Raw genomic sequence first — 18,390 nt, 5'->3', positions numbered from 1 at the left:
CAAAGACGAGGCCACCGCCGTCTTCGAAGACGACCATCCCGGTCACGTATCGCCATGGCAGGGCTTCGTGGACGGTCCGCATGCGCAGCAGACCTGGCAGGCGCAAAAACCCTTCCAGCCCTTGACCGCCGAGGAATCCGACCACGCCTGGGACAACTTCTTTTGTCCGGTGCATGTGCTGGGCTACAACTGGCTGCAAAGCAATGCCGATTCCGGCAAGGCGCTGGCGCAGAAAGTCCTGGACATCATCGACTTCTGGAATAACCGGACCGCCTGCGATTACCGCTGCGAGCAGGTCATCCTGGTCAGCCACTCGATGGGCGGGCTCACCACGCGCGCGGCGCTGCATCCGGCCTACGGCCAGCTGGAAGACAAGGTGCTCGGCATCGTGCACGGCGAGATGCCGGCCAATGGCGCCGCTGCGGCCTACCATCATTGCCGCAACGGTTACGGCGGCATCTCCGGCTGGGTGCTGGGAAGCAATGCCGCGCAGGTCACGGCGGTGTTTGCCAATTCGCCGGGCGCGATGGAACTGTTGCCCAACCAGTACTACAACGATCAAGGCGATCCGGCCCAGCGGAAGTGGCTGAAGGTTCGGCAGGGGATGCAGACGGAACCGGTGCTGCAGTGGCCGGAGACAAATCCGTACGATGACATTTATCGGAAAAAGAATGTTTGGTGGCGACTAACCGATCCAGCGTTGATTGATCCTAGCCATGAATTTGCGAACGCATGGACTACATACAACAAGAACATCACCGACGTTCAAGCATTCCATCAAACACTTGGCTGGTACTATCACCCCCAAACCTATGTGCACTACGGCGCGGACGCCGACAAACATCCCGCTTATGGCGATCTGATCTGGCGCAACAACGGCAGCACCTGGCTCGATCCGGCAGAACTGGTCAATGCGCCGCCGAAGCATGGCAGCAATCCGGTGGAGGTGGCCTCGCCTTCGGATCGCCGCACCGAAACCTTCCGCATCGTCGATCCCAGGCAGGCCGGCTATCCGCAGCCCGGCGATGAAACCGTGCCCGCCTGCTCGGGAGAAGCCCCCTTCCGGCAAGGCGGCCACAAGGTGCAACAGAGCTTCCGCCTTAGCGGCTTCGAACACCAGGCCGCCTACGACAATGAGGACGTGCGCCTGTGCACGCTCTACGCCATCGGCAAGCTGCTGGGCCGGGCCAAAGCGCCATGAACACGAGACATCACCCATGAAACGATCACTGCATTCCCTGCTATTCGCCGCGCTGGCTTGTCTTGCCACGGTACGTGTCAACGCTTACGGAGAAACATCCATGCCCCCAACCTCTACGTCCCCTTTATGCGTCGGCCGTTTGCTGATCGATTTGCCGCCCGATGCACAAGCATCGATCAGCACCAATTATCAGTGGATGGAATCGGAGACGCCTGTGCGGGTGAGCTCCTTCTCCAAGCTGGAGGAACAACTCGTTGAACGAGCCCACGAATACAAGGCTGTTCGTATGGTTCGAACACCGGAGGGAGACCGCTCATGGCGCATAGCCGATCTTGACCCTGATAAGTTATTTGCTACCACTCAACTGGTCGGATTCAACAGCGATTCGATATTGCAACAAGTAATAATTAGCTATCAACCTAATCCTAAAAATATTGATCTTTTAACCGAATTACATAAAGTAATTAAGCAACGCGATTATATTTTCAAAATTAAGGGAGATGGTGCCGATAGCTATCCAAAGATACGACAGACTATGTGGGCCGCAGGCTCCGCCTTCCAACCCCTCGCTTCCGGCGAGCTGCCTCATGGCCCCGGCTTCTGCGTCGAAGGCGGCATGTTTGCCGACACCGGCAAGCCGCCCGTGCGGGAGGGCTTCACCCTGGTGGTGACCTTCACCGATCACCCGGACGTGCGCTTTACCATCGATGCCAGCGCCATCGATCAGGTGGACAAGGACGAACCGTCGTTGAAATTCCGCGTGGACAGCGAGCTGGGCATCCTGCGTGCCAGCGTCAGCCATGTGCATGTACTTGAGCGTGGCGAACTGACCGCAGCAGACCAGCACGGCTACCAGATTGCCCTCAGCGTTCCTAACGACGTGGTACCCCACACGCAGATGCGCAAATTCTTCTGGAGTGCTGACGGCGTGCCTAACGACGTCACACGCCCCTTTATGGAAATCGACCTGACCATCCAGCCCACGGACCAGGGACAGACCACCATCACCAGCGATGCCGACGCCAAGGCGCTGTGGAAGCAGTTGCTGCAAGGCATCCGCATTCGTCCCGGAGCGGTGTGATGCCAGCAAGACGAGGGAGAGGGCCGATGCATTGCCTTGCACGCATGGCACTGATGTGTTTTGCCGCAGCGAGCATCACCGCGTACGGACAAACATCCATGCCCTCTTCTTCCACGCCCCCTTTATGCATCGGCCGTTTGCTGATCGATTTGCCGCCCGATGCACAGGCCTCGATCAGCACCAATTATCAGTGGATGGAATCGGAGACACCTGTGCGGGTGGGCTCCTTCTCTAAGCTGGAGGAGCAACTCGTTGAACGAGCCCACGAATACAAGGCTGTTCGTATGGTTCGAACACCGGAGGATGATCGGTCATGGCGTAGAGCTGGATACGACCCGGACAAGCTGTATGCGGCCACTCGATTGGTTGGTTTCAATACTGATCCGCACCTGCAGCAGGTGTTACTTAGCTATCACTCAGAACCAGAACTATCGCCCAGAGTCAAAACCGAGCTGCATAAGTTGGTGGGATCGAAAGATTATGTTTTCAGTACTATTGACACTGGAGCGGATAGCTATCCAGCAACTCGCAATGCACTGTGGAAAGCAGGCTCCGCCTTCCAACCTCTCGCTTCCGGCGAGCTGCCTCATGGCCCCGGCTTCTGCGTCGAAGGCGGCATGTTCGCCGACACCGGCAAGCCGCCCGTGCGGGAGGGCTTCACCCTGGTCGTGACCTTCACCGATCACCCGGACGTGCGCTTTACCATCGATGCCAGCGCCATCGATCAGGTGGACAAGGACGAACCGTCTTTGAAATTCCGCGTGGATAGCGAGCTGGGCATCCTGCGTGCCAGCGTCAGCCATGTGCATGTACTCGAACGCGGCGAACTGACCGCAGCAGACCAGCACGGCTACCAGATTGCGCTCAGCGTTCCTTACGACGTGGTACCTCACACGCAGATGCGCAAATTCTTCTGGAGTGCTGACGGCGTGCCTAACGACGTCACGCGCCCCTTTATGGAAGTCGACCTGACCATCCAGCCCACGGACCAGGGACAGACCACCATCACCAGCGATGCCGACGCCAAGGCGCTGTGGAAGCAGTTGCTGCAGGGCATCCGCATTCGTCCCGGAGCGGTGTGACACAGACAGGAAGAGGATGGCTACAGAGGCTACTCGATTCCTTCTACATGATGCCGCGCATGACCGATCAGACCAAGGCATAAAAGCCGAAGCTTTCACGAATATTCATGCCTTCGGCGCAATGACCGTATCCGGCGCGGCACGGTGCCTCCGCTGCTGTTGCACAGTCCATCGCGAATGACGTGGCGACACGGCACACGGCCAAAGCGACGACCCGTGTACGGTCGTCTTACGCAATGCACATTGCATGTTCACTTGCTACAGCTTGCTTGCAGGCGTGAGCTGATTGAGCACTTTGCCGTTTTCATCCAGGAATCGCAGGCTCGCCGCACCGTCCTTGGCCACCGCCATCACCAGGCGGGGATGGCCCAGGCCATCGCACAAGGCCACTTCGGCATCGCCATCATTGCCGCGCACCACGCGGATGCGCGTCGAACCGTAGTAGCCCGACTTGATGCGTTGCTGCATTAACAGCGTACGTTGTGCATCCGGCAGTTTCCGGATCTGCGCCATCTCGGCCAGTTCTTCCGTGATAGGACGATGCTCCGGCCGGTCGGTGACGATCATGCCGGCGAGGTGTCCATCGCTATCGTGCGTTCCAACCAGCTGTACGATCTGGTCCTGTTCGTATTGATCGAAGGTCAGGCTGCCGCCGCTGTCGATGACTTTGCCGTTCTTCGCCTTGTGGCCACTGAAAATCAGGCCCCCGTTTTCCGTGCCTTCGTCGTTGTAAAACAACATGCCCGCGTCGGCGCGAGGATGCCGATATTCCTTGCCGCGCACGATCGCGCCGGGGAATTCCGCCTTGTCGGAAATGACCATGCGCAAGGTACCGTCGGGTTCACGCAGGTTGATGCGGCGGACATCCAGCTGATCCACTTGCAAATGCCTGGACCATGACGCTGCGCCACACAGCACGGTAACCGCGAATACCAGGGTAAGCACCCCTGAGTAGATCATCAGAAAACGTTGGTTCACTGCACTCCCCTCCTCAGCCAGAGACATCACTTCCCACACAGGTTCTGCGCGCGGACGGGTCGCTTGATCTTGATCAATGCTCTCCACGACAGTGTTTTTCACACTGGCGGCATGCATCCCATCCTCGAACCGCCTGAATTCGATCCGGCCCTTGTCGCCCGCTATGACAACGCCGGTCCACGCTACACCAGCTATCCCACCGTACCGCAATTCCGGCAGGACTTTGGTGAAACAGCTCTGCGCGCGGCTATCCAGGCTTCCCATACGGCGCAGCCGCCACGCCCGCTATCGCTTTATCTGCACATCCCCTTTTGCTCGAGCCCGTGTTTCTATTGCGGCTGCCATCGCGTCATCACTCGCGATAGAAGCAAGGCCGATCCTTATTTGCAGCACCTGTGCCGCGAGATCGCTATCACGGCCGATCTTTTCGATCGCGATCGTCTGGTACGGCAACTGCACTTTGGTGGCGGCACGCCCAATTTCCTCGACCTCTCTCGCATGCAGGCCGTGATGACGGCGCTTGCGGAAAGCTTCAGCTTCGCCCAGCCACAAGAGCGCGAATTTGGCATCGAACTCGATCCTCGTCACGTCGGCGGCGACTATGTGCGCGGTCTGGCCGCGCTGGGATTCAATCGTCTTTCGCTCGGCATCCAGGACTTCCACCCCGACGTGCAAGTGGCCGTCAACCGGATCCAGGACATCGATCAAACACGCGAGATACTGGCAACGGCCCGTGCCTCGACGTTCAAATCGATCAGCGTGGATCTCATCTATGGATTGCCGCGCCAGACCGTAGCAGGTTTTGACCGGACCTTAGCCGAAGTGATCGCCCTCGCACCCGATCGCGTTGCCGTCTATGCGTACGCGCACATGCCGGCACTGTTCAAGGCGCAACGTCAGATCGACGCCGATGAATTGCCCGATGCGGCTACACGCTTGCGCTTGTTACAGTGCGCGCTGCGACGCCTCGGCGACGCCGGCTACGTGTACATCGGCATGGATCACTTCGCGCGTGCGGATGACGAATTGGCACAGGCGCAACGCGCCGGCACGTTACAGCGGAATTTCCAGGGTTATTCCACGCATGGTGACTGCGACATCCTCGGCCTCGGCGCCAGCGCCATCAGCCGGGTCGGCGACAGCTACAGCCAGAATGCCAAGGAACTGCTGGATTACTACGCCGCACTCGATGCCGGTCGCTTACCTATCGTGCGCGGGTTGATGCTGGACCGGGACGATCTGATTCGTCGTGAACTGATCGGGCAGCTGATGTGCCACGGCCATATCGACATGGCTGCCTTTGGCGAAAAGCATCGACTGGTGTTCGGCGAGTATTTCGCCTCCGAACTCGATCGCCTGCAACACATGGCCGAGGACGGCCTGGTGACCATCGACCACGGGACAATAAGCGTCACGGCACGCGGCCGGCTGCTGCTTCGTAACATCGCAATGTGCTTCGATGCCTATCTGGGAAACAAACCGCAACAGGTACGCTACTCGCGAACCATCTAGTGCTAGGAGCTCGATACCTGCGCAATCAACTCGTCCACGTGCGAGAGGAACAGTTTCAGGATCGGCGAGTGATTCGATGTGCGGTAGCCGATGACCAGGTCGATCGTGGGTACGTGGCCCGCCAATGGACGGCTCACGACTGACCACGGCATCAGGTTTTGGACATAGGCGGGGATCAAGGTAACGCCTCGCGTCGACGCTACCAGCGACATCACCATGGCAGGGTTGTCGACGACCTGGCAGGGCGTGATCTCCACGCCGGCATCGTGCAGATAAGCATCAATCACCGCGCGCAACACCGTCGCTTTGTTGCCCATGCCGATAAACGGCTCGCCTACCAACTCTTTGGGACGGATCTTCTCGCGCGCAGTCAAACGATGATCGCTTGGCATCAGCACGACCAGCGGTTCCTGCGTCACCGGCCGATACGTCAAATCGTAGTCCGGCTCGGCGCGCAGGAAAGCGATATCCAGCTTGCCGCGCATCACGGCTTCGGCGAGATCCGGCGAATAATCGCTGGAAACGGTGACGTCGATATTCGGCAACTCGGCGCGGAGAAGACGCATCGCTTCCGGTAGCCAGGTCATTTCCTGGCCGGTAAGAAAGCCCATCGCAAAACGTTGCTTGATCGGTTGCGCGGCTTTGCGCGCCGCGTCGATGCCGGCATCCACCTGGCTCAGCACCATCCGCGCGTGATCGAAAAAGACTTTGCCTGCTTCGGTGAGCACGACACCGCGCGCGCTGCGCACCAGCAGCTCCACGCCCACCTGATCTTCCAGATCCTTGATCTGCCGGCTGAGCGAAGGCTGTGAGGTATGCAAGCGCCGCTCGGCCGCCTCCGTGAGGCTGCCGGTTTCGGCGACTGCTATGAAATACCGCAGATGGCGCAGCTCCACCGACATCTCCAAGCCATGCCTTCAAGGCATGCCCGCCAGCTTACAAAGTCTTTTTCATGCGCGCCAGCAAGGCCTAGATTGTGCCCATGCCGAGACGGGCCGCGCGCTGCCGATACCTGAAAAGTTGAACAGACCATGGCACGTCCCCGACCGACCCCGATCCAGGAGCCCCCCATGAACACCTACACCCACCAGACCGTTCCGACCCAGTACGTGGAAGCCCATGGCATTCGCTTCGCCTATCGCCGGTTCGGCAAAGCCGGCGGCGTGCCGCTGGTCTTGAACATGCACTTCACCGGCACCATGGACCACTGGGACCCCGCTATCACCGATGGTTTCGCCAAGGATCGCGAAGTGATCCTGTTCAACAACGCCGGCATCGCCAGCACCTCCGGAGAGGTACCCACCACCATCGAAGGCATGGCGGCGAATGCGGCTGCTTTCATCCAGGCGCTGGGCCTGACGCAGGTTGATGTACTGGGCTTTTCGCTCGGCGGATTGGTGGCCCAGGCACTGACCCTGCAAGAACCGCAGTGGGTGCGCAAATTGATTCTGGTCGGCACCGGCCCGCGCAGCGGCGAAGGCATGGCCTCGCTGACACCGGAAGCGCAACGCATCTTCGGCGCCAGCTATGACGAGCCCGATCATGTATGGCTGAAAGTATTTTTCACCGACTCGGAAGCCAGCCAGGCCGCCGGTCGCGCCTTTCTGAAGCGCTTCCGCACGCGCACGCAGGATCGCGATCCGGACGTCAACGAAAAGGTGGCTCCCGCGCAAGTCGAAGCCTTATCCAAATGGGGCGCGCCGCGCGAGAACCCGTACGACTACCTCAACGCCATCACCCAGCCAACGCTGGTCATCAATGGCAGCAGCGACGTCATCATCTACACCATCAACTCTTACCTCTTGCAGCAGCACATTCCGAATGCGCAGCTGATTTTGTACCCGGATGCCAATCACGGTGCGCAGTACCAGTATCCGGAACTTTTCGTCCAGCACGTTTCGATGTTTCTTGCGCAATAAGGGCCGCGTCGAAGCGCAACGCCCCCAACATCACCCATCACGTTACGACACCGGAGACAAGCTCATGAGCCCCTCACCTACGAGAACCGTCAAGCAACCTGGCCCCGATCACCCCATCAGCATCGAACGAAGCACGCAGCATGTCGTCATCAAGGTCGCCGGACGCAGCGTGGCGGATACGCGCGATGCACTCGTCTTGAAAGAAGCGAACTATCCCGCGGTGTATTACATCCCGCGCAAGGATGCCGACATGTCGCTGCTTGCTCGCACCGATCACGCTACGTACTGCCCTTACAAGGGCGAATGCGCCTATTACAGCATTCCCAGTGCCGGCGAACGCGGCACCCATGCGGTATGGACTTATGAGCATCCCTACGAAGCCGTCGCGGCGATCAAGGAACACCTGGCGTTCTATCCCGATCGCGTCGATGCCATTGACGTATCGGATCGCTGATCCCCACCCACTTACCCTGATTGGAACCGGAGAATTTTCATGAGCCGTCTCACTGGCAAAACCGCCTTGGTTACGGGCGCTTCGCGCGGCATCGGACGCGCAGCGGCGCTGGCACTAGCCAAGGCTGGCGCACAGGTACTGGTCCACTACGGCAACGCGCAAAACGAAGCCGATACGGTGGTCGAGGAAATCCGCAAGGCAGGCGGTCGCGCCGAAAAAATCGGCGCCGATCTAAGCACACCCCACGGACCGCACGAACTGGCCAAACACGTGCGCAGCATCATCGGCGATCGCCTGGATATCCTGGTGGCCAATGCCGGCGTGTCCAAGGCTGCGACGATCGAAGACACCACGCTCGAAGACTTCGACCGCCTGTTCGCGATCAATGTGCGTGCGCCGTTCTTCCTGGTGCAGCAACTGCTGCCTGCCCTGACAGAAGGAAGCAGCATCATCTTCACCTCTTCGCTTGCCGCCCGCGCGGCGGTGAACAACCTTTCCGCCTACGCGTCGACCAAAGGTGCCGTCGATACGCTGGTGCGGCAATTTGCGGCGACGCTCGGTACGCGCGGCATCCGCGTCAATGCGGTAGCACCCGGCATTGTGGAAACGGACATGTCCAATTTCACCAAGACGGAAGAAGGCCGCAATATGGCGCTCGGCATACAGGCGCTCAAGCGTATTGCGCAACCGGAAGACATCGCCGGTGCCGTGACCTTCCTCGCCTCGGATGAAGCTCGCTGGATCACCGGCGACGTGCTGCAGGTGGATGGCGGTTCGAAACTGTAAGGATCGTGTGCAGCGCTTGGGCCTAACCGCCTACCCTCGCATCCATCCTGCCGGACTGATCCGGCAGGATGGATAACGGGTCTCTCTATAGCTTGATCAGACCGCGTATCGCTCCAGGACGCTACCAGCCGATGCCGAACGCCATATGTTCCGGCTGTTGCGTCGTGATGGTGGTGCTCTGGTTGTTGTTGTCGTCGTACGAGAAGCCGTAGGCCAGTCCTCCGACGGAGTGCTGGTGCCAGAACTGCGAGTAGAAGTTGGCGGTGGAAGATGAGTAATAGGTCGAGGCATTCGCCCAGTTCGCGGGATTGAGCAGGACGCCACGATTCGTCGCCGCACAGATCTGGTTTTCCAGCTGCAGCTGTATGGCGTTCTCATCCTGCTGTTGCGGCGTACTCCCTGCTACGCCCGTCGCCATCGTCCCGGCGCATTCCAGCACATCCTGCGTGGACGGCTTCTGCACCACGAACACCTCGCCGACATGGGCTGTGTCCGGATTGACCTCGGTAAAGGTGATGGTCGACCCGGAGGCGGTGCCGGTGAACTGGCGTCCGCTGACGGTCAATGTCAGAGGCGTGGCGCTGTACTGAGCCCAGGCACTCGCGATGTAACTATCGAAGTAGTTGCCGTTGGCCCCTCCCGCGTTGAAGGTGGTCTCCGCCGGCGAAAGGATGCGCAAGCTGTCCGGCGCAGGCGTGTGGAACGCCGCGGGTGTCTGGCTGATGTATTCCTGGTCGAGATCCGTGATCGATTCGTTGATACCCACCTGCATATGGAAGGTTTCGTTGGAACCCCACACGTCCAACAGCAGCGGCAAACCGAACTGATTGACCTGGGTGGTATTGATGTAGATGCCCCCGTTCGCGGCGTAGTTGAACTCGTACCAATCGTAGTGAACGTTGAGGTTGGGATCGGTGTTATTGAGTGGGTTGGGACCGGCGTAACCGTCGTTGCCACCGTTAGCGCCTGCCACGATCGGCATATACAACGGGCTGCCTTCCGAAATGTAGATGCGCCCGGAGGTCAGCGGCGGCAGCTTGAGCTGATGGTTGCTCTGCGCAAGCGTGAACGCATAGTTGGGATAGGTCTGTCCGTTCGGTCCGGTCAGTGCATTGGCAGCGGTGTTGTCCGACACGCTCGCCGGCGTCACGGTACCGTCGTAGTTGACCCAGGAAAGCGCGCCGGTAACCGGGTCGTTGCCGAGGATCTCGACATAGATCTGGTTGTCCGGCCATGCGCCGTTGGTGTTGTTGTTGAGGTCGGTGACGATGAAGCCGGGAACGACCGTATAGCTGGGCGAAAGATTGACGCTCAACGTGGCCGCCGAAGAGGTCTGAGAACCAGCCGAGTTGCTGACCGTCACGGTGAAGTTGGCCGTGTTGTCGTCCGCGGTGGTTCCCGGTGTGGTGTAACTGGCACTGGTGGCTCCCGCGATAGCCGCGTTGTTCTTGTACCACTGATACGTCAGCGAGCCGCCGCTGGCGACCACGGCGAAGGTCGCGGTGCGTCCGATGGTGACGGTCTGATTGCTGGGCGAGGTGGTAATCGCGGGCGCGGTCACCGGGGTCGATCCCGCGGCGGGGGTGGTGGTAAGCGCGGTGTTCGATGCCGGCGACGCGCCAGCTGCATCGACGGCCTCGACGGTGTACGAGTAGGCGGTCGAGGCGACCAAGCCGGTGTCGTCATAAGAGGTAGCCGCCAGGCCATTCGCCACGACGGCACCGTTACGCATGACCGTGTACGTCACGCCGGAGGTTGCCGATGCCGTCCAGCTCAGATCGACCTCGCTGGCGGAAGCGGATGTCGCCGTCAGGTTCGTGGGCGCAAGCGGAAGCGCCATCGTGCTGGCACTGGCTTGCGCTGTCGGCGCTGACGTACCGGACGCATTGGAAGCCTCGACCACGTAGTAGTAGGTCGTGTTCAAGGCAAGGCCGGTATCCGAATAACTGGCGTCGGTTGCCGTGGCGATTTGATTCGCACTGGAAGGGGTGAAGCCGGACGTAGTGCTGCGGAAGATGTCGTAGACCACGTTGGGCGCTGAGGAAGCCGTCCAGCTCACATTGATCTGGCTGGCGGAAACGGCTGTCGCCGTCAGGCTGCCTGGCGAACTGATCGGAGCGGAGACCACTTCGATGCCGTTGATCTCGGCATTGTCGGTGATCGTGGTGAACTGCAGCACGATCTGCCCTTGCGCGTTGGCGGTCGTCGTAAATGGTTCGACGATCGCGATGTCCTGTCCTCCGGCTGTGGCGATGATGTCGAAGTTGCTCAGCACTTGCGTACCGTTGAGGCTGACGTTGAACACCCGCTGCCCCGGCTTGGTCCAATAGAACTCATCGAAATGCAGGCGCACCACGTAGCTGGCCCCCGGCGTCAGGCCGGGAAGCGTATAGCTGAAGGTGTTGCCCGAACGCTGGTGCTGGTAAACCGATTGGGGCGCGGCATTCGTCACCCCCGAGAGGTTGATCGTTGCACCAGTGCCCGATGTCCCGCCGCCGTTGAAATCTTCATCCGCGACGTAGGAACCCGCGGCAGGGCCGCCCGCGCTGATCGCCAGCACATCCGCACCGCATCCGGACACGCAGTCGACATTGAACGTGGTGGCCGTGGCAGTGTTCGAGGCCATCGAAGTCCCCGCCGGATCGACCGCTTCGATCGTGTAGGAATACGTCGCGGCCGATGTCAGGCCACTGTCGTTGTAGGTGGTTCCGGTCAGGCCCTGGCTCACCGCCGTTCCATTGCGGAAGACCGTGTATGTCACGCCTGAGGTCGCGGAGGCCGTCCAGCTCAGGTTGATCTGGCTGGAGGAGGCTACCGTTGCGGTCAGATTCGACGGTGCGTTAGGCGGCGTGTTCGTGGTCGTCGCCGCTTGGATTTCAATGCCGTTGACTTCGGCATTGTCTTTGACTGACGTGAATTGAAGAACGATTTGCCCCTGCGCGTTGGCGGTCGCCGCAAACTGCTCGGCGATCGCCACATCCTGGCCGCCAGCCGCCGCAAAGACATCGAAGTTGGTCAGCACTTGCGTGCCGTTGATGCTGACGTTGAAGACGCGCTGTCCCGGTTGCGTCCAATAAAACTCGTCGAAGTGCAGGCGCACCACGTAATTGGCGCCTGGCGTCAAACCAGGAAGCGTATAGCTGAAGTTGCCGAAGCGTTGATTCTGGTAGACCGACTGCGGTGCAGGATTGGTCACACCGTTGATATTGATCGTCGCATTGCTGCCGGACGCCGTACCGCCATCGAAATCTTCATCGGCAGCGAAGTAACCGGCACCCGGACCGCCGGCACTGATCGCAATGGCATCCGGACTGCTGCAGTTAGTCGTGCAGGTAGAGACGGGGGTGGTGGCCGTGGCGGTGTTGGATGCCGCGGAGGCACCCACTGCATCCGTGGCCTCGACGATGTAGTAATAGGTGGCAGCAGGTGCCACGCTCGTATCCGAATACGTCGTTCCCGCCGTGGTGGTGACCAGGTTCGCATTGGAAGGAACGAAACCGGCAGCCGTGCCGCGATAGACGTTGTAGCCGACCGTGCAGCCGCTTCCTGCCGTGCTCGCGCCCCACACCAGGCTCACCTGAGCGGCGCTGTTGGCGGTAGCGCTCAGTGCACCTGGCACGCTTGGAACAGCGGTGCAGCTGTTCTGCAGTACGGCCAGTTTGGCCATGTTGCTGGTGATGCTGCCAAACACATCGCCGATCGCCACGGTGAACACTGCGCCATCATCGGCGGCCGTGGTAGCCGGCGTCGTATAGCTGGCGGAAGTGGCCCCGGCGATGGGACTTCCGTTCTTGGACCATTGGTAACTCAAGCTGCCAAGGCCAGTCGCCGTCACGCTGAAGCTTGCCGTCTGCCCGAGGGTAACGGACTGGTTGACGGGCTGCGTCGTAATGGTGGGCGCTGCGCCAGCATCGGTGCCGGAAGTACACAACGTGGCGCCCGGATAATTGTTGGTGACTTGATAAGCCGACGTACCGTCGAAGCTCACCACCGCCGACTTCGAGTCATCATTCGGATCGACTGTCGATGTCCAGGTGCTCCACGTGCCCGAGAAGGCGCAGGTGGCATTGTTCACGCCGCCGATGCTTTGTGCTTCGGATTGCGTGGGCACGCGCATATTGATGCCTGCGCAATAGCTCTGCGCATTGACGCCGGTGAACTGCGAACCCGGCGTCGTGTCCGTCATGACGGTGCGCGTCCAGGTCAGGCCGGTGAGGTTGTCCTTCACCAAGCTCGCATTCGAGGCATTGACGGTATACCGCTCCGTCGCGCCGCCGCACTGCGATACGTTGTAGACCTGGAACTCGTAGACCGAATAGCCGTATTGCGTCGCGCGCTGGATGCCCTGCAACCGGATATAGCGACCGCTTACCGTCGGGAAAGTGAGCGTTTCCGTTCCGCCTGCACCGGCGTTGTTGGTGTAGGCCACCTTCCAGGTCGGGTTGGTCGCCGGATCGGCATCGGTATAAAGGATCTGGTACTGCGTCGCGTAGGCGTTTTCCCAGTTGATGATGACCGTGTTGAACGACTGCAGCGAGCCCAGGTCGACCTGTAGCCATGAAGGATCGACACCAGGCACAGCAGGTGTAGGTGGTGCATTGGCGGTTGCCGAACCCCAGCGCGACGAAAGATTGCCGTCGACCGCATTCTCCGGACCGAGGCAATTCGTGCCCGAGTACGGCGGCGAAGTCGTGCCATCGTTGCAAGCGTTTTGCGTGCTGCTGGAAGTCGCAACCGCGTTCAACGCCAGATTGACGCCCGGCGGAGCGAGCGTGATGCTGGCCGCGTTACTGGTGGCGGGCGCGCTGGCGGCATTATTCACCGTCACCGCATAGGTGCCGACATTCGCGGCACTCACGGCCGGAATCGTATAGGTGAGTGTGTTCGACTGCTGTGTCCCGCTGGTGAGAATGGTGGCGGAACCTCCCGGCGGCGTGAACTGCCATTGATAGGTATATGGCGGAGAGCCGGCCACCACAGCCGTCAGCTGAAGCGGCTCGTTGACCGGCACGATGGCGTTGGCAGGTTGCGTGGTAAAGGACACCGCCGTGGCGGCGCCCACGGTCACCACAGCGGTGGTGGACTGAAGCGAACCGAGCGCGTTGGTGACCACGACATAGAAACTCGCGCTTTCCGCCGCGGTAAACACCGGCGTGGTGTAAGACGCCTGGGTGGCGCCGGCAATGGCGCCCGAGCCTACCTGATACCACTGATACGTGAGTGTCGGCGATCCCGTCGCCACCACCGTCAACGTGGCCGACTCCCCGGCCACTATCCCTTGCGATGCGGGTTGCGTGGTGATGTCCACCTCGGCGGGGGCATCGACGCTGAGCGAGACTGGCGTCGATGTCACCGTGCCGTAGCTGCTGGTGACGGTCACCGTGTAACTGTCGCCGTTGTCGTTGGCCGTCGTTGCAGGCGTGGTGTATGTGGCGCCGGTGGCGCCGGCAATCGGACCGTGCACATCGGACCATTGGTACGTGAGCGTGCCCGAGCCGGAAGCGACAACACTGAAGGTTGCCGGATAGCCTGAGGTCGTGGCTTCATCGACAGGCGGAACGATGATGACCGGCGCCTGCGATTGCAAAGGAGCCGGCGGTGCGACCGACGTCAACGTCACGCTATCGCTTTGCAGACCTGGCGCGCTGGCCGTGACCGTGACGGTTCCCGGCGTAAACGTGCTGCGCAACGCGATCTTCTGCAAGCCGCCTTCGAAGTTCAGCTCCGGATCGCCGGGCGAATGGAAGAACGCGTAAGGCAGTCCTGCAATGTCATTGGCGTGCGCTTCGGAGAACGCGTCCTGGTAGTCATTGGTCCATGAAGGATCGGCAACCAGCTGCTGCGTGCCACCCATGTAGGTGGCCGGTCCGGTGACAGAGAACGTCACGTTGTCGGCCGCGGTCGGCACGAGATTGCCGTTGGCATCTTCCACTTTAGCGACGACAAACGCAGCATCCGAACCGTTTGCTTTCCACTCGAAACTCGTGCCGTCCGGCTTGGTCAGATCAGGCACGACACTCAGCACAATCTTGGCTTCCGGCCCTGCAGTGGTTCGCGTGTCGCTGACGCCCGCCACTGGATTGCCATTCTGATCTAGGCATTGCGCGGTGACGGTACCGGGCGCCCAGTTCACCATCCAGTGCACCTGCGCCGGCATCACCGTAGTGTTCTGCGTCAGATTCGAGCTGGAATTGATATTCCACGGATTGGGCGTCTGGTCCGGCAACGGTGCGCCCGTCACCGGATCGTTGGGAACCCCGTTGATGAGCAAGCGCACGCCCGGACAATTGCTGAACGCATTTTCCTGAATCGGCGTGCCGGTCGTGTATTCGTAGGCACGGTTCCAATGATGTGCCAGGTGCACCACCGGCTTGACCGAATACGGAATCCAGTTGGCTTGATAGATGTAATAGAGCAAACGCGGGAAGCGGTTCGCATCGGTCGAGGAGTAACCCAGCGAACGTACGAAATTCACCATGTTGGGCTGGTTCTGATACTCCGCCCAAAGACTGACTTCGCCCGGCGATTCGGCGAAATACCATTGCGCCATGCCGAAGGCGTTGGCCGCCCGTCCACGCCGCCAGTCATCCAGATACGGCGCGGCAAACGCAAGCTGATAATCGTAGGCAAGGCCGCGACCCGTGCCCATGTTGTCCCAGTACTCGGCGCCGAAGGCCGGGCTGTTCGGGTTTTGCTGCTTGTTTCCGACCTCGCAGCCCGCTCCATCGCATTCGTCGATCAATCCAAATGACGAGCTGTACGTGCGATCGGCGCTGACGCGCGGGTTGATGTTGTCCCACGTGGTCTCGATGCTTCCGAGTTCGTCGGCAAGCGTCGCATTCATACCGCCGTTGTCGCGCTCCCAATCGAGTATCGATGGGTGGCTGCGATCGCGGATGATCATGTCGCGATGCAATTCTTGTTTCAGTTGCAGGTCGTCAGCCGTGGGGTTGGAGCTGGCGTTCCAGTATCCTTCGCCATCACCGCTGGGCTGGTCGATCATGATGCCGTACGCATCCGCGGCGGCCACCAGTTCTGCACTGCTGGTGGAGTGTCCAGGCCGGTAGATGTTGCCGCCTTGCGCCGCGAGTTGCGCCATGTCGCGCCATACCTGTTCGTCGGGCACCGACGAGCCAAGTCCAGGATAATCGTAACGTCCCGATCCACCCCATAGATAAACAGCGTGGCCGTTGAAGTAGGGGAAATTCGCATCCCAGGTAATCGTGCGAATGCCGAGCGTGTCCTGGGTCGAATCGACCACGACGCCGTTGACGCTGACGATGTGATAGACCTTGTAGAGATAAGGCGATCCGCACAACACTGCCGGCGTTCCACAGGTCGCATTGTTCGGATACCACAATGTTGGATTGGGCACCGTAATCTGCTGATCGAACATCGGCTTGGCGCCGGATGGAAACGTACTGGCCGTCATGGCCGGCACGGTTTGCGTGACGGGTGCCGCGGTGACTACCACGTTGCCCTTGGCGTCCACGATCTGCGTCGTCAACGTGACCTGCTGCGGCGTCGCCGTCTCATTCACTACATTGGTTTGCACATCGACGATCGCCGACGCAGCCGTGGCCGTGCCTTGTGCAGCGGGAACCTCGGACACCGTTCCGACATAGGTGCCCCAGGTCTTCTGGTTCGAATAAACGTTCGGCGGGATATGAATCGGGTTGGTAACGTACAGCTTGACGTTGCGGAACAATCCCGCCATCGCCTGGCCAAAACGGAATGCGCCGGAAAAGTTGGGCTGCTCAAACCATGGGGCGCCGCGCGAGACGTCGACGGCGATGACATTGTCCGTCTTGCCATCGGCAACGATATACGGCGTCAGGTCGACAATGACGGGGATGAAACCCACGACGTGCGTTGCTTGCGCATCGGCAGCCACCGCACTGATACCGGGTAACAGCGTACCGTTGATAAAGACCTGCACGCCGGTGTGCGAGCCTTCAAGCTTCAACAGGAATTTCTGGCCCGCGTATTTCGGATCCACCTTGAAGTGCAAGCGGTACCAGTTGAAGTTACCCGTCAAAGAACCTTGGCCACCGCCAGAGGTTTGATTGATGAAGGTGCGCGGGATATTGGCATCGTAGGGCAAGCCCACTTGCATCCAGTTGCCGCTGGTGTCGGAACTCTCGTCGAAGCCTGGTGTTGAATAGGCCGTGGAATTATTGCTGTTCTCGAACCACCAGTTGCTCTGCGGCGCATCCGACGTCGAGCTTGCGTCGCCAATGTATTGGGGAACGCCTGCCGCGAGGTTGATCGTTTGCCGTTGCGAGATGGGCAGCGTCGGCTCCACCTGTTGGGCGTGCGCGTAACGGCCGCTCACCAAAGCCAGCAGTGCGAGCAGCGCCATAGCGAATGAGCGTGCGCCACCTATTCTTGCGGAGCTGTCACGCTTGCTATCGCACCCGTGGCTATCAGGGCCACGCCTTGAAGCAACGAATTCCCACGTACGGTAAGTATGCAAACTCACTGTCGTCCCCCTTTAGAACAACCCGAGCTTCGGAATGGAAAGATCGCCGAGGCAGGATGACGAGCACGCGTAGCATCCATCTGCCACTGAGCACGCTCATCGTTACCGCGCCGGTTTAACGATTCACTACTATGTTCCGACGAAAACCATCTATTAGATGGAGACATTCGTCACGTTGATTAATAACGATGCACCGTTATTTCAAAGTGACATACATGCCGCAGCGATCTGGCTAATTGCCATCAACAGGCTTCAAGTATTTTTTATCAACCACGAACAACCCTCCTTCGCGTTATGGAAGGCGGTCATGGCAATACTCATTACCCGGTACACGCTTCCCATCGGAAGCACGGCTTCTTCCTCACATAAATAGGTGGAACTGTTCAAACTTCCCTTCAATAAACCGCAAGGACCTCTGTCATGGCATGGTGCTTCATGGATCCATCTGACATGGGCTCGGGCGGCGCATGCGAATCATCCATGCCGCTTGCGATCACCGCAATGCAAAAAGAAGGCTTTCTCGCAAAACCTGGAAGCGCGCTTCAGGTATTGCGACACAACACACATTTAGACGTCTAAATTTCAGCCCTGTAAAATTGCAATGAAAAAGAAATAATAAGCCGCTGACGTTAGGAGAGGTGACGTATATACCGATTGTGTCATTGGAAAAATTTGACCTATTGGTCGTACTAATCACGCAAGCCAGGACTAATAACACGCGGGTCCATTATTTGTAGCGCAGAAGGCGGTGATTGAAAAACTCAGCTCAAACCCGGCAATGCGATTTCAAGGCGTTACATGCCAGCCAGCTGGATCCCATACCGGAAAAATTAGACCGCACGAAGCAAGCGAATGCCTTTGACATCGCCGAACCCGGAAGCAGTTGGCGCAGCGG

At 59.7% G+C, this 18,390-nt stretch carries 10 protein-coding genes; 7 read left to right on the top strand and 3 right to left on the bottom strand.

The features are described from left to right. The 3 genes from AC4HNJ_RS20090 to AC4HNJ_RS20080 all read left to right on the top strand — a co-directional run. Positions 1-1,201: esterase/lipase family protein (locus tag AC4HNJ_RS20090; protein WP_490481388.1), on the top strand; the 1,201-nt coding region annotated here is incomplete at its 5' end. A 16-nt stretch (positions 1,202-1,217) separates the two neighbouring features. Beyond that, on the top strand, positions 1,218-2,282 hold the full coding sequence (locus AC4HNJ_RS20085) for a T6SS immunity protein Tli4 family protein (RefSeq protein WP_490481387.1): 1,065 nt from the start codon (positions 1,218-1,220) through the stop codon (positions 2,280-2,282). Positions 2,283-2,308: 26 nt separating this feature from the next. Then, a complete protein-coding gene (locus AC4HNJ_RS20080; protein ID WP_490481386.1) occupies positions 2,309-3,364 on the top strand; it encodes a T6SS immunity protein Tli4 family protein in 1,056 nt (351 codons plus the stop codon). Positions 3,365-3,622: 258 nt separating this feature from the next. Here the strand turns inward: AC4HNJ_RS20080 and AC4HNJ_RS20075 are convergent, their stop codons facing one another. Then, positions 3,623-4,342, bottom strand: coding sequence for a hypothetical protein (locus AC4HNJ_RS20075; RefSeq protein WP_490481385.1), 720 nt, complete (start codon positions 4,340-4,342; stop codon positions 3,623-3,625). A gap of 111 nt (positions 4,343-4,453) precedes the next feature. On the opposite strand from AC4HNJ_RS20075, the gene hemN reads away from it, so the two are divergent. Beyond that, on the top strand, positions 4,454-5,854 hold the full coding sequence (hemN, locus tag AC4HNJ_RS20070; protein WP_490481390.1) for an oxygen-independent coproporphyrinogen III oxidase: 1,401 nt from the start codon (positions 4,454-4,456) through the stop codon (positions 5,852-5,854). 2 nt (positions 5,855-5,856) lie between these two features. On the opposite strand, the gene AC4HNJ_RS20065 is transcribed toward hemN, so the two are convergent. Continuing rightward, positions 5,857-6,750: a LysR substrate-binding domain-containing protein gene (locus tag AC4HNJ_RS20065; RefSeq protein WP_490481384.1), complete on the bottom strand. Its 894-nt coding sequence runs from the start codon at positions 6,748-6,750 to the stop codon at positions 5,857-5,859. Between the two features lie 174 nt (positions 6,751-6,924). Here AC4HNJ_RS20065 and AC4HNJ_RS20060 point away from each other — a divergent pair, with 174 nt between their 5' ends. The 3 genes from AC4HNJ_RS20060 (at position 6,925) to AC4HNJ_RS20050 (ending at position 9,013) form a co-directional block, all read left to right on the top strand. Further along, positions 6,925-7,773, top strand: a complete 849-nt coding sequence (locus AC4HNJ_RS20060; protein ID WP_490481383.1) for an alpha/beta fold hydrolase — start codon at positions 6,925-6,927, stop codon at positions 7,771-7,773. A gap of 64 nt (positions 7,774-7,837) precedes the next feature. Next, entirely contained in the window at positions 7,838-8,227 is a 390-nt protein-coding gene (locus tag AC4HNJ_RS20055) for a DUF427 domain-containing protein (protein WP_490481382.1), read from the top strand. 39 nt (positions 8,228-8,266) lie between these two features. Next, complete coding sequence (locus AC4HNJ_RS20050) at positions 8,267-9,013, top strand: SDR family NAD(P)-dependent oxidoreductase (protein ID WP_490481381.1); 747 nt, start codon at positions 8,267-8,269, stop codon at positions 9,011-9,013. 121 nt (positions 9,014-9,134) lie between these two features. Here AC4HNJ_RS20050 and AC4HNJ_RS20045 read toward each other — a convergent pair whose 3' ends face one another. Continuing rightward, positions 9,135-17,375, bottom strand: coding sequence for a beta-1,3-glucanase family protein (locus AC4HNJ_RS20045; protein ID WP_490481380.1), 8,241 nt, complete (start codon positions 17,373-17,375; stop codon positions 9,135-9,137). Positions 17,376-18,390: the final 1,015 nt, after the last annotated feature.

This window comes from Dyella sp. SYSU CM1112 (assembly GCF_058216415.1).
The sequence above is the reverse complement of the archived record's forward strand: the minus strand, read 5'-3'. Positions and strand labels throughout refer to the sequence as shown.

Coding starts and splice junctions, on each gene's coding strand:
- AC4HNJ_RS20045 (WP_490481380.1), bottom strand. CDS start 17,375: ATGGCGCTGCTCGCACTGCTGGCTTTGGTGAGCGGCCGTTACGCGCAC.
- AC4HNJ_RS20050 (WP_490481381.1), top strand. CDS start 8,267: ATGAGCCGTCTCACTGGCAAAACCGCCTTGGTTACGGGCGCTTCGCGC.
- hemN (WP_490481390.1), top strand. CDS start 4,454: ATGCATCCCATCCTCGAACCGCCTGAATTCGATCCGGCCCTTGTCGCC.
- AC4HNJ_RS20055 (WP_490481382.1), top strand. CDS start 7,838: ATGAGCCCCTCACCTACGAGAACCGTCAAGCAACCTGGCCCCGATCAC.
- AC4HNJ_RS20085 (WP_490481387.1), top strand. CDS start 1,218: ATGAAACGATCACTGCATTCCCTGCTATTCGCCGCGCTGGCTTGTCTT.
- AC4HNJ_RS20060 (WP_490481383.1), top strand. CDS start 6,925: ATGAACACCTACACCCACCAGACCGTTCCGACCCAGTACGTGGAAGCC.
- AC4HNJ_RS20080 (WP_490481386.1), top strand. CDS start 2,309: ATGCATTGCCTTGCACGCATGGCACTGATGTGTTTTGCCGCAGCGAGC.